This is a genomic window from Arcobacter peruensis, assembly GCF_003711085.1.
Taxonomy (GTDB): Bacteria; Campylobacterota; Campylobacteria; order Campylobacterales; family Arcobacteraceae; genus Poseidonibacter; species Poseidonibacter parvus.
Window position 1 is genome coordinate 433,142 of record NZ_CP032363.1, and the last position, 12,433, is coordinate 445,574.

Annotated in this window: 12 protein-coding genes; 8 read left to right on the forward strand and 4 right to left on the reverse strand. The window is 28.8% G+C overall.

The window, feature by feature from the left end; all coding sequences use genetic code 11:
* Nucleotides 1–6 precede the first annotated feature (6 nt).
* The gene (locus D3Z07_RS02175; protein ID WP_122892960.1) at nt 7–615 is read right to left on the reverse strand and encodes a class I SAM-dependent methyltransferase; all 609 of its coding nucleotides are present in this window, start codon (nt 613–615) and stop codon (nt 7–9) included.
* A gap of 59 nt (nt 616–674) precedes the next feature.
* Between D3Z07_RS02175 and pgeF the strand changes: the two genes are divergently transcribed.
* The gene (gene pgeF, locus D3Z07_RS02180; protein ID WP_122892962.1) at nt 675–1,343 is read left to right on the forward strand and encodes a peptidoglycan editing factor PgeF; all 669 of its coding nucleotides are present in this window, start codon (nt 675–677) and stop codon (nt 1,341–1,343) included.
* Between the two features lie 311 nt (nt 1,344–1,654).
* A complete protein-coding gene (locus D3Z07_RS02185) occupies nt 1,655–2,911 on the forward strand; it encodes a malic enzyme-like NAD(P)-binding protein (RefSeq protein WP_122892963.1) in 1,257 nt (418 codons plus the stop codon).
* A gap of 61 nt (nt 2,912–2,972) precedes the next feature.
* Here D3Z07_RS02185 and D3Z07_RS02190 read toward each other — a convergent pair whose 3' ends face one another.
* The 3 genes from D3Z07_RS02190 to D3Z07_RS02200 all read right to left on the reverse strand — a co-directional run bounded on the left by D3Z07_RS02190 (nt 2,973) and on the right by D3Z07_RS02200 (nt 6,089).
* A complete protein-coding gene (locus tag D3Z07_RS02190; RefSeq protein WP_076086822.1) occupies nt 2,973–3,698 on the reverse strand; it encodes a GntR family transcriptional regulator in 726 nt (241 codons plus the stop codon).
* Nucleotides 3,699–3,713: 15 nt separating this feature from the next.
* Nucleotides 3,714–4,445, reverse strand: a complete 732-nt coding sequence (locus D3Z07_RS02195; protein ID WP_122892964.1) for a GntR family transcriptional regulator — start codon at nt 4,443–4,445, stop codon at nt 3,714–3,716.
* An 84-nt stretch (nt 4,446–4,529) separates the two neighbouring features.
* Nucleotides 4,530–6,089 (reverse strand): glycerol-3-phosphate dehydrogenase/oxidase, encoded by a 1,560-nt coding sequence (locus tag D3Z07_RS02200; RefSeq protein ID WP_076086816.1) that lies wholly within the window; start codon nt 6,087–6,089, stop codon nt 4,530–4,532.
* 398 nt (nt 6,090–6,487) lie between these two features.
* Here D3Z07_RS02200 and D3Z07_RS02205 point away from each other — a divergent pair, with 398 nt between their 5' ends.
* The 6 genes from D3Z07_RS02205 to D3Z07_RS02230 are packed head-to-tail and all read left to right on the forward strand — an operon-like array spanning nt 6,488 to nt 12,399.
* The gene (locus tag D3Z07_RS02205; protein ID WP_122892965.1) at nt 6,488–7,576 is read left to right on the forward strand and encodes an ABC transporter ATP-binding protein; all 1,089 of its coding nucleotides are present in this window, start codon (nt 6,488–6,490) and stop codon (nt 7,574–7,576) included.
* Between the two features lie 12 nt (nt 7,577–7,588).
* Nucleotides 7,589–8,668, forward strand: a complete 1,080-nt coding sequence (locus D3Z07_RS02210) for an ABC transporter ATP-binding protein (RefSeq protein WP_076086810.1) — start codon at nt 7,589–7,591, stop codon at nt 8,666–8,668.
* Nucleotides 8,665–9,534 carry a carbohydrate ABC transporter permease gene (locus D3Z07_RS02215; protein WP_122892966.1) on the forward strand — a complete coding sequence of 290 codons (870 nt, stop codon included), beginning with the start codon at nt 8,665–8,667 and terminating at the stop codon, nt 9,532–9,534. The genes D3Z07_RS02210 and D3Z07_RS02215 overlap by 4 nt, the downstream gene beginning before the upstream one ends.
* Before the next feature lies 1 nt (nt 9,535).
* Nucleotides 9,536–10,366 carry a carbohydrate ABC transporter permease gene (locus tag D3Z07_RS02220; protein WP_076086804.1) on the forward strand — a complete coding sequence of 277 codons (831 nt, stop codon included), beginning with the start codon at nt 9,536–9,538 and terminating at the stop codon, nt 10,364–10,366.
* A gap of 11 nt (nt 10,367–10,377) precedes the next feature.
* Nucleotides 10,378–10,656, forward strand: coding sequence for a DUF2160 domain-containing protein (locus D3Z07_RS02225; RefSeq protein WP_076086801.1), 279 nt, complete (start codon nt 10,378–10,380; stop codon nt 10,654–10,656).
* A 39-nt stretch (nt 10,657–10,695) separates the two neighbouring features.
* Nucleotides 10,696–12,399 carry an ABC transporter substrate-binding protein gene (locus D3Z07_RS02230; RefSeq protein ID WP_122892968.1) on the forward strand — a complete coding sequence of 568 codons (1,704 nt, stop codon included), beginning with the start codon at nt 10,696–10,698 and terminating at the stop codon, nt 12,397–12,399.
* Nucleotides 12,400–12,433 lie beyond the last annotated feature (34 nt).

Here is a 12,433-nt window from a genome sequence, read left to right on the forward strand (position 1 = left end):
TTCCTTTTATTTTTTTACTATTAAATTAAATAGAGGATATTCTTTTTCATTTCTATAATGTGTATATATTAATTCATAAGAAATAAGTTTAAGTCCTAATTCTTCTATTAGTTCTAATAAGCTATTTTTTTCATAACCAAAATGTTCAACACCATCATTTTTGTGTTTTGCATGAAAAGTTCCATCTTCTTCATATAAATCATTTATACATATAGTTCCATCAGTTTTTATTGCATCTTTACATTTTCTTAGAAACATCTTTGTATCTTTGATATGATGCATTGTCATTGATGAAATTACTAAATCAAAACTATTCTTTGGTAGTTCTTCTTCATTCATATTGTGTTTGATTGCTTTTATATTTTCACAGTCAAATTCTAAAGCTTTTTTATTAAATATTTCAACCATCCCATCAGAATAATCCATCCCAATAACATTATTTGTTTGATTATTTAAAGCAAAAGATATAAAACCTGTACCACATCCATAATCTAAGATATTTGCATCTTCTTTTAAATCTATTTTTGAGAGTAGGTCTTTAACACAAGTATCTGAACTTTCCATACTTGATTGTTTTTTATCCCATGTTTTTGATGCTTCATCAAATCTATTCATTACAATCCCTTTTAAAAAATGGTATTATATCAAAATTTACTTTTTAAATAGGCTTTTATATGAATGATTTTATATGTACTTTTACAAACACTGATGATGGTAATTTAGCTTATCATGTGGGAGATATCAAAGAGAATGTTGATAAAAATAGAAATAAACTTGCTAAAAGATTGGGATATAATTCAAATGATTTAGTTTCAATGAATCAAACTCACGGTAATAATGTTCAAATTGTAAACTCAAGTACTCCTAAAATTATTGATGATTGTGATGGCTTAATCACAAATGAAAAAAATTTACCATTAATGGTAATGGTCGCTGATTGTATTCCAATACTTCTACATGATGAAAAGAAAGGTGTAATAGCTGCACTTCATGCAGGAAGAAACTCAACTTTTTTAAAGATTGTTGAAGTTGCAATAAATAAAATGAAAAAAGAGTTTTCTTGTAATGCTGAAAATATAAAAGCTATTATGGGTCCAAGTATTCAACAATGTTGTTATGAAGTAAGCCCTGAGTTAGTAAATATTGTAAAAACATCATTTGGAAAAGAATTTATAAAGGGAAGAAACATTGATTTACAAGGCATTAATAAATCAATTTTGCTAAAGAATGGAGTTGAAAATATCACTATTTCTAATATTTGTACAAAATGTACAAGTAAAGTACATTATTCTTACAGAAAAAACTCTAAAACTGGAAGATTTGCAGGAATTATTAAATTATAAATATTTTATTCAAAAAATCCATATTATAAATATCTTATATTTACAAAAAAATAATATAAGTAAAAATTATATTTTTTAATATACAAAGCCTAATTATCAATACTTTTAAAAAAAATTATTACATTTTAGAAATCTTAATATATTAAGTATAGATTAAAAAAATAAACTAATGTTTTTTGATTACATAAATTTTACATAAATAGCTTAAAAGATGCTTTATTGATGATAAAATCTATTTTTTTATTTTATTTAAGTTTCTTTTTGTTACTATTTGTGCACTTAGAAAATTAGCAGAAATTTAAAGGATTATAATGAGTAATAAAGTTACAAAAAATGAAGCATTAGATTATCATAGGGTACCAACACCTGGAAAAGTTGCTATTAAAGCAACTACAAGATTAGAATCGCAAAGAGATTTATCTTTAGCATATTCTCCAGGTGTTGCATTTCCATGTGAAGAAATACAAGCTGATCCAGAATTAGCTTATGAATATACTTCAAAAAGAAACTTAGTTGCAGTTATTTCAAACGGAACAGCTGTTTTAGGTCTTGGTAATATTGGAGCAATAGCTTCAAAACCTGTAATGGAAGGAAAAGCTGTATTATTCAAAAAGTTTGCTGCAGTTGATTCTTTTGATATTGAAGTTGATGAAACTGATGTTGATAAATTTTGTGAAATAGTAAAAGCTATTTCTCCTACTTTTGGTGGAATTAACTTAGAAGATATAAAAGCTCCTGAGTGTTTTGAAATTGAAAGAAGACTAATTGAAGAACTTGATATTCCTGTTATGCATGATGACCAACACGGAACGGCAATTATTACAACAGCTGCACTTATGAATGCTGCTGAAATGATGGGTAAAAAACTTGAAGACATGAAAGTTGTAGTTGTAGGTGCTGGTGCATCAGCAGTAGCATGTTCAACTATGTACAAAGGTGCAGGTATTAAAAACCTAATCATGTGTGATTCAAAAGGTGTAGTACATTCTGGAAGAAGTGATTTAAATAAATATAAACAAGATTTTGTAACTTCTGAAGCTACAACTATGGAAGAAGCATTTACAGATGCTGACATGGTTTTAGGATTATCAAAACCTGGAAGTTTTACTAAAGAGCTTATTGCTTTAATGGCAGAAGAGCCAATTGTATTTACTTTAGCAAATCCTACACCTGAACTTTTCCCTGAAGAAGTAAGAGAAGTTAAACCTAAAGCAATTATAGGTACTGGAAGATCAGATTTCCCAAATCAAGTAAATAATGTATTAGGTTTCCCTTTTATTTTTAGAGGTGCTTTAGATGTTCAAACTAAAAAAATTAATATGGAAATGAAAATAGCAGCTGCAAAAGCAATTGCAAGTTTAGCTAAACAACCTTTATATCCTGAATTAAAAGTATTATTTGGAGATTTATCTTATGGAAAAGAGTATATTATTCCAACTCCATTTGATAAAAGATTAATGGTTGAAGTATCAGCTGCTGTTGCAAATGCTGCAGTAGAAACTGGAGTTGCTAGAGTTAAAGAGTTTAACTTAGAGCAATACAGAGAAAAACTTTCACATATGGTTTAATTTTAGTAGAGAAATCAAGATGAATACTTTGTATAGTATTCATCTTAGATTTTTTGTAGCTTTAAATATTAGACATTTTATCATTTGATAGAATTATTTTATGTTTATACATATCAGCTTTAATTACAATATCAGAATATTCAACTGGTATATTATTCTTATCAAAAGATAATCTGTGTAAAGATAGTAATGAAGCATTTTCTTTAATACCTAGTTTTTTAGCTTCTTCTTTAGAAGCATCTTTAGCTTCTACTGTTTCTTCTGCATTATAAAATTCAATTGAATATTCATCTTTTAAAAATGTATATAAAGATTCTATATTAAATCTTTCTTTTAAATTAGGAACTTTTTTAATATCTAAATAATTAAGCATTAACGCAAAGGGTTTATTATCTAAATATCTTTGTCTTTTGATACATAAAAGAGTTTCGCAGTTTATTAATTGTTTAACATAATGATCTTCTTTTATTATTTCAAATTCAATTGATTCAGTTGTTAATTTATGATTTTGTTTTGATAGTCTTTGAGTTAAAGAGCCAATAGAGTTTGCATCATAAAGAATTTTTTGTTCTTTAACAAAGGTACCTTTTCCTTGTTTTTTTATAACAATATTATCTTTTTCTAGCTCTTCAATGGCTTTTCTTATAGTTATTCTACTAACTTTGTATATTTCTTCTAGTTTTAGTTCAGTGGGTATTAAATCTTTAGGACTGTAGTTTTCTCTTATATCTTTTTCTAATTTATTTCTAAGCTGTATATATAACGGAATTCCATTTTTATTAAACAATTGTTAACTCCTCTCTTATATATTTGATAACTTGTCATTAGATAAGATAATTTTATGTTTATACATATCTCCTCTAATTATAAGATTTGAATATTCTATAGGTTCATTCTTTTGATTATAAGAAAGTCTTTTTAAAGATAATAAAGGTGAACCTTTTTCAATATTTAGTTTTTTTGCATCATCATCATTTGCAATCATTGCTTCAACAATTTCTTCAGCATTATGGAATTCAATATTATATTCTTTTTTTAAGAAAGCATATAAAGATTCAAGATTCATTTTTTTATCAATATCTGGTACAGTATTAACATCAAAATAATTAAACATTAATGCAAAAGGTACTTCATCTAGTAATCTTGTTCTTTTTATACATAACAATTTCTTACAAGATAACATGTCTTTCACAAAATGTTCTTCTCTTTCTTCTATTATTTCAAATGAAATTGATTTAGTAGTTAGCAAGTGCTTTTGTTTTGAAAGTCTTTGTGTTAGAGAACCAATAGAGTTTGCATCATAAAGAATTTTTTGCTCTTTAACAAAAGTACCTTTACCTTGCTTTTTGATAACTATATTATCTTTTTCTAACTCTTCTATAGCTTTTCTAACAGTAATTCTACTTAGCTTATATTTTTCTTCTAGTTTACCTTCAGTAGGAATAATATCATTAACTTTATAATTTAACTTTATGTCTTCTAAAATTTTTTCTTTTAGTTGAAGATAAAGTGGTATTCCATTTTTAGCAAACAAACTGTAGGATCCTTTAATTTAGAATTATTATTAATTATAATACATCATAGACTTTTAAAGTGTACTTAATATAATATTATAACGTTATATATCTTTATTTAAAATTGATAATGCTTCTAGTCGTTCATTATCTAAAGTTTCTTCATCCCAAGATAATGCGTCTTTTAGAATTGTTAATACTTCTTCTAAAATTTCAATTGAAGCTTTTTTATCAATAAGAGATAATGAAGTTCTTCTAACTAAAAAATCTAGAGGTTTTTTTACAAATTCATATTTTATAGAATATAAAACTTCTGCATTAGTTAAGCAATATTTAGGATGTAGTTTTTGAATTTTATTTGTACTTTGTGCTACTAGTAATGCTTTATCACCATACATTTTAATTAGATATTCTTTGATATCTTTTTCAACAAAGTCAATTTTTAAATTTTCACTTTGTATCTCGCTTCCAATTAATTTTAGTTCTTTAGTTTTACATTTAATATCTGACAAATTAAATTTATTAATAGTATAGTCAACTACTTCTTCTGCCATTTTTCTATATGTTGTCCATTTTCCTCCAATAATACTGATAAGACCAGAATTTGAACTTGTTATAATATGATCTCTTACAATACTTTTTGTAGAACTACTTTTAGGTGCAGAGACTAAAGGTCTTATTCCAGACCATGAAGATAATATTTCGCTTTTATCAATCTTTAAATCAAAATATATTTCTAAATGTTCTAAAATATAGTCTAAATCTTTTTGTGAAACTTCTGGGTGTTCGCTTAAAATTGTTTTTTCATCAGTTGTTCCAACTAAACATTTTCCCATCCATGGCAAAATAAAAAGAACTCGACCATCTTGCGTTTTTGGTATCATTAATCCTTCGTTTGATGGAAGATATTTTTTATCTAATACAATATGAACTCCAGAACTTAAATCTAGCATTTTTGCAGCTTCTTTATCATCCATTTTCCTAACTTTATCAGAAAAAGCTCCTGTAGCGTTTATAATAGATGTTGAATTATAAGTATAAGTCTTTCCTGTAATTTTATCTTCCATCTCTAATCCAGAAATTTTATCATTTGTATATATGAAAGATTTAACTTCACTATAGTTTTTACAAATTGCACCATATTTTTCTGCTGTTTGCAGTAGTGTTATATTTAATCTAGAATCATTGAAACTACCATCATAGTATTTAATTCCTCCAACTAATCCTTTCTTTTTTATGGTAGGAAAGGTATTAATCATATCATTTTTAGATACTACAGATGTTCTTCCTAATCCTCTTTTCCCGGAAATAAAATCATATAAGAATAATCCTGTAAACATATAAGGTATTTCCCACCATTTATATAAAGGAGTAACTAATGTTAATCTTGTACATAAATGAGGAGCATTTTTTAAAAGTCTTGATCTTTCTTTAAGACCTTCCTTCACCAAATTAAACTGATCTTTATCTAGTTTTTTGACAGCAGCTTCTAAATAACGTACACCACCATGAACCATTTTTGTACTTCTTGAACTTGTACCTTCTGAAAAATCATTTTTCTCTAATAATAATGTTTTAAATCCTCTTGATGCAGCATCTAATGCAATACCACTTCCTGTTGCTCCACCACCAATAATTATAATATCAAATTGTTCATTACTCATTTTTTTTTCCTCTTATTATAAGGTTATAATGTTATGTCAGTCATTATAAGGTTATATCTATAAAAAGAATCTTAAACTGAAATATATACTGAATAAATTAGAAGAAAAAGCATCAAATAGAGTTTTTAATTTCAATTTTATCTCTTGATTTTTTTTAAACACTTTATAAGTTTAAATCTCTAAGGGGCCTTAAAATGGGGATGCTATTTTAATGTTACGTTTTAATTTGACAAAAGAAAACTATAATTCGTAGTAAAGGACATTAAATTTAAGGTTAATTTAAAAATCTATACGTCACTATATTAACAACATTATAATGTTATGACATAAATATATAAATTGTATGTATGTGATCTTTATAAGTATACAATTTATAAAATTTAAAAGGAGTAAAGTTAATGTCCTTAGAACTAAAAAATATATCTATGAGTGTAGATGGACAAAAACATATATATGACATTAATATAACACTTAAAAAAGGTACGATGAATGTGTTATTAGGTCGTACATTATCTGGTAAAACTACATTAATGAGAATTATGGCAGGTCTTGATGTTCCTACAAAAGGCAAAATTTTTTGGGAAGGTAAAGACGTTACAGGAATGAGAGTTCAGGATAGAAAAATTGCAATGGTTTATCAACAGTTTATTAACTATCCTTCAATGAGTGTATATGATAATATCGCTGCTCCTCTTAGAATTATGAAAAAAGATGAGAGATTCATTGATGAAGAGGTTAAAAAAACAGCTAAATTAATGAGGCTAGAGAATATGTTGGATAGAAAACCAAATGAACTTTCTGGTGGTCAACAACAAAGATGTGCATTAGCTAGATCACTTGTAAAAGGTTCTGGTCTTGTATTATTAGATGAACCCTTAGCAAACCTTGATTATAAATTAAGAGAAGAACTAAGAGAAGAAATTCCAAAAATGTTTGAAGAATCAGGTGCAATTTTTGTATATGCGACAACAGAACCAGAAGAAGCATTATTATTAGGTGGTAATGTTGCAACATTATGGGAAGGAAGAATTACTCAGTTTGATGAAACAGCAAAAGTTTATCATACTCCTAATAATGCAACTACTGCAAAAGTTTTTTCTAATCCATCAATGAACTTTTTAGATATAAGAAAAGAGGGTGATTATATTTATTATGGAAATAATGAAAAAGCTCCTGCAACTGATGTTTTAAAAAGATTATCAGATGGAAAGTACTTAGCTGGTTTTAGACCAAATCATTTAGAACTTAATAAGCATGCAGGTAATGCAATTAAGTTTTCAACACATTTAGATGTGACAGAAATTACAGGTTCAGAAACTTTTTTACATATGCATCATGATGATGATAATTGGATAGGTTTAGTTCATGGTGTTCATGATTTAGAATATAATAGTAATTTATCCGTGTATTTAGATACACGTCATATTTTTATTTTTGCAACAGATGGTGAACTTATTGAAACAGCATCTTATGTGCAAGAAAGATAGAAGGAGAAAAAAATGGCAAAAATAACTCTTTCAAATTTAGCTCATAGTTATATGAAAAATCCAAAAAATAAAGAAGACTATGTACTTCAACCTCTAAATCATGAATGGGATGATGGAGCAGCATATGCACTTTTAGGACCTTCTGGTTGTGGTAAATCTACTTTATTAAATATTATCTCAGGAATTTTAACACCTTCTGAGGGAAGTATTTTATTTGATGACAAGGATGTGACTTTTGCAGATACTACAAATAGAAATATTGCACAAGTTTTTCAATTTCCTGTAGTATACGACACAATGACAGTTCGAGAAAATTTAGAATTTCCTTTAAAAAATAGAGGAGCAAATAATCAATATATTGATCAAAGAGTAGGTTCAATTGCAAGAGCAATTCAAGTTGAAGATATTTTAGATAAAAAAGCAAGAGGCTTAAGTGCAGATGCTAAACAGAAAATATCATTAGGTCGTGGAATGGTTCGAGAAGATGTAAATGCTATTCTTTTTGATGAACCTTTAACTGTAATTGACCCTCATATGAAATGGGAATTAAGAACACAACTTAAAGCCTTACATAAAGAATTAAAACATACAATGATTTTTGTAACACATGATCAAACTGAAGCTTTAACTTTTGCAGATAAAGTTGTTGTTATGAATGGAGGACATGTATTACAAATAGGTACTCCTGAAGAATTATTTGAAAAACCTGCACATACTTTTGTTGGATACTTTATTGGCTCTCCAGGTATGAATGTTTTTGAAGCAAAAGTTACGGGTAATATTGCTAACCTTCAAGGCTATGAAGTAAATCTTAACTCTACTTATAAATCTTTACAAGGAAAAATTGAACTAGGAATAAGACCCGAATTTATTGAATTATGTGAAGATGGAGAAGGTATAAAAATAGAAATTAGTCGTATTGAGGATGTTGCTCATCATAAAATTGTAAGAGCAAAATATAATAATAGAAAAGTAAATATTATTGTTCCTGAAGATGTAAAAATTACTCCAACTATGAATAGTATAAAATTTAAATTAGAAGGTGTAAATGTTTATGTTAATGATTGGTTAGTAGAAGGAGAGTTACTATGAAAAAAACAGTAAATCAAAAAGCATGGTTTTTAGTATTACCTGTATTGTTGCTTGTAGGTTTTTCTGCAGTTATTCCTTTAATGACAGTTGTGAATTATTCAGTACAAGATACTTTTGGAAATAATCAGTTCTTTGCTGTTGGATTAGAATGGTTTGAAGAAATTCTACATTCTGAAAGAATTCATGATGCTTTAGGGCGACAAGTATTATTTACAACAATTATTTTATTAATTGAGATTCCTTTGGGAATATTTATAGCTCTACATATGCCAAAAAAAGGTTTTTGGGCATCAGCTTGTTTAATTTTAGTTGCTTTACCACTTTTAGTACCTTGGAATGTTGTTGGTACAATTTGGCAAATTTTTGGAAGAACTGATATTGGACTATTAGGACATACACTAGCTTCTTTTGGTATTGAATATAATTATACTCAAAATGTGTTAGATGCATGGATTACTATTATTGTTATGGACGTATGGCACTGGACATCACTTGTTGTACTACTTTGTTATGCTGGTTTACAGTCAATTCCTTCAGCCTATTATCAAGCAGCGAAAATTGATCAAGCATCTAATTGGAATGTATTTAGATATATACAACTTCCTAAAATGATGGGTGTTTTATTAATTGCTACATTGTTAAGATTTATGGATAGTTTCATGATTTATACAGAACCAATGGTTGTAACAGGTGGTGGTCCAGGAAATGCTACAACTTTTCTTTCTATTGATTTAGTAAAGATGGCAATAGGACAATTCGATTTAGGACCAGCTGCTGCATTTTCATTAATATACTTCCTAGTTATATTATTGACATCTTGGGCATTTTTTACAATCATGACAAATATTGATAAGCAGGAGAATTAAGATGAATAATTCAAAAATAAAAACAGGTTTTTTCTCAAGTAAATCACCTATGATTATGCTGATTTATATAATATTTTTAATGTTGCCAGTTTATTGGTTAATAAATATGAGTTTTAAAACAAATGAAGAAATATTAGGAACTTTTTCACTTTTTCCTAATAACTTTACATTTGATAATTATATTATAATCTTTACAGATCCCTCTTGGTATTGGGGATATATAAACTCAATGACATATGTTGTTCTTAATACAATAATATCTATAGCAGTTGCTTTACCTGCAGCTTATGCATTTTCTAGATATAAGTTTTTAGGAGATAAACATTTATTCTTTTGGTTATTAACTAACAGAATGGCACCACCTGCTGTATTTGCGCTGCCATTTTTTCAACTTTATTCAAGTGTTGGTTTATTTGATACACATATAGCGGTGGCTTTAGCTCATACATTATTTAATGTACCATTATCTGTTTGGATATTGGAAGGCTTTATGCGTGGTGTACCAAAAGAGATAGATGAAACTGCGTATATTGATGGTTTTAGTTTCTTTGGATTTTTTACAAAGATTTTCACTCCATTGATTGCGTCTGGTATTGGAGTTGCAGCATTTTTCTGTTTTATGTTTTCTTGGGTAGAATTATTACTTAGTAGAACATTAACATCAGTTAATGCAAAATCAATTGCAGCAACAATGACAAAAACTGTATCTGCTTCAGGAGTTGATTGGGGTGTACTAGCAGCAGCTGGTGTACTTACACTTATTCCTGGTGCTATTGTTATATATTTTGTTCGTAATCATATTGCCAAGGGTCTATCTCTTGGACGAGTTTAAGGAGGTTTAATATGGATTTATCATGGATGGCATGGACAAGTGGAACAGCTACGTTTTTCATTTGTATTTTTGTAGCTTTGATGGGTATGATAGTTTGGGCAATTAAATGGCCTCAAGCTCCAAGAGTAGGGATATTAAGAATTGAAACTACTCCTGGTGACCGACTTTTTCTTAGTCTATTAGGTTCTGCATTTATTAGTTTAGCCTGGTTAGCAATATTTGGTGCTCCAATTTATGGAGGAATGATTGTTTGTTTTATTTATGCTCTAGCGGTTTTTCGTTGGGTATAAAAACTATTTGTAATACATTTAACTTTTAAGGAGAGAAAAATGAAAATTAAAAATAAAATTACTACATCGGTTCTTGGTGCAATGTTAGGTTTAAGTGCAAGTACTTTAAGTGCTGCAGATATGGGTAAATGGATTGAAGAATTCCAACCTTCTGCGCTTACAAAAGCAGAACAAAAAACTGAAATGGATTGGTTTGAAAAAGCTGCAATGCCTTATAAAGGGATGACTATTAAAGTTGTATCTGAAGGTATAGGAACACATGTTTATGAAAGTAAAACATTAACAAAAGCATTCTTTGATTTAACAGGAATAAAAGTTATTCATGACATTATTGGTGAAGGTGATGTTGTTGAAAAATTGCAAACACAAATGCAAACAGGTCAAAATATATATGATGCATATATTAATGATTCAGATTTAATAGGAACTCATTGGAGATACAAGCAAGCTAGAGATTTAACAGATTGGATGGCGAATGAAGGAAAAAGTGTTACTAATCCTAATTTAGATTTAAAAGACTTTATAGGTACTTCTTTTACAACTGGTCCAGATGGTAAGTTATATCAGTTACCAGATCAACAATTTGCTAACCTTTATTGGTTTAGATACGATTGGTTCACAGATAAGAAAAACATGGCTGACTTTAAAGCTAAATATGGTTATGAATTAGGTGTTCCTGTAAACTGGTCAGCATATGAAGATATCGCAGAGTTCTTTACTGGTAGAGAAATTGATGGTAAAAAAGTTTATGGACATATGGATTATGGTAAAAAAGATCCATCTTTAGGTTGGAGATTTACTGATGCATGGATGTCAATGGCAGGTATGGGTGATAAAGGTGAACCTAATGGTCTTCCAGTTGATGAATGGGGAATTAGAGTAAACGATAAGTCTCAACCAGTTGGGTCTTGTGTTCAAAGAGGGGGAGCTACAAACTCGCCAGCAGCTGTTTATGCAATTGAAAAATACTCTGAATGGTTAAAGAAATATGCACCACCTAGTGCTTCTGGTATGGTATTCTCTGAAGCTGGACCAGTTCCTGCTCAAGGTGAAATTGCTCAACAAATGTTCTGGTATACAGCATTTACGGCTGATATGGTAAAAGAAAAAATTGCAGTTGTAAACGAAGATGGTACTCCAAAATGGAGAATGGCTCCATCTCCACATGGTGCTTATTGGGAAGAAGGAACAAAAATTGGTTATCAGGATGCTGGTTCTTGGACTTTAATGAAATCAACTCCTGTTAAAAATGCGCAAGCTGCATGGTTATATGCACAGTTTGTTACATCAAAAACAGTTGATGTAAAAAAATCGCATGTTGGTTTAACTTTTATTAGAGAATCAACAATTAATCATGAATCATTTACGAAAAGAGCACCAAAACTTGGTGGTTTAGTAGAATTCTATAGATCACCTGCTAGAGTGCAATGGTCTCCAACAGGAACAAATGTACCTGACTATCCAAAGTTAGCACAATTATGGTGGCAAAATATAGGTGATGCTTCTTCTGGAGCTAAAACAGCGCAAGAAGCTTTAAATTCACTTTGTTTAGCACAAGAAAAAGTTCTTAAAAGACTTGAAAGAGCTGGTGTACAAGGTGATATCGGACCAAAATTAAATAAAGAGAGTGATGCAGAGTATTGGTTAAAGCAACCAGGTTCTCCTAAAGCTAAATTAGCGAATGAGAAACCAACTCCAGTAACTATTTCTTATGACAAATTAATTAAGTCATGGACAAAATAATAAACTAAAAAATAGTAAAAGTTGAGAGTTTTTC

Coding starts and splice junctions, on each gene's coding strand:
- D3Z07_RS02210 (WP_076086810.1), top strand. CDS start 7,589: ATGGCAAAAATAACTCTTTCAAATTTAGCTCATAGTTATATGAAAAAT.
- pgeF (WP_122892962.1), top strand. CDS start 675: ATGAATGATTTTATATGTACTTTTACAAACACTGATGATGGTAATTTA.
- D3Z07_RS02200 (WP_076086816.1), bottom strand. CDS start 6,089: ATGAGTAATGAACAATTTGATATTATAATTATTGGTGGTGGAGCAACA.
- D3Z07_RS02205 (WP_122892965.1), top strand. CDS start 6,488: ATGTCCTTAGAACTAAAAAATATATCTATGAGTGTAGATGGACAAAAA.
- D3Z07_RS02215 (WP_122892966.1), top strand. CDS start 8,665: ATGAAAAAAACAGTAAATCAAAAAGCATGGTTTTTAGTATTACCTGTA.
- D3Z07_RS02230 (WP_122892968.1), top strand. CDS start 10,696: ATGAAAATTAAAAATAAAATTACTACATCGGTTCTTGGTGCAATGTTA.
- D3Z07_RS02220 (WP_076086804.1), top strand. CDS start 9,536: ATGAATAATTCAAAAATAAAAACAGGTTTTTTCTCAAGTAAATCACCT.
- D3Z07_RS02175 (WP_122892960.1), bottom strand. CDS start 615: ATGAATAGATTTGATGAAGCATCAAAAACATGGGATAAAAAACAATCA.
- D3Z07_RS02185 (WP_122892963.1), top strand. CDS start 1,655: ATGAGTAATAAAGTTACAAAAAATGAAGCATTAGATTATCATAGGGTA.
- D3Z07_RS02225 (WP_076086801.1), top strand. CDS start 10,378: ATGGATTTATCATGGATGGCATGGACAAGTGGAACAGCTACGTTTTTC.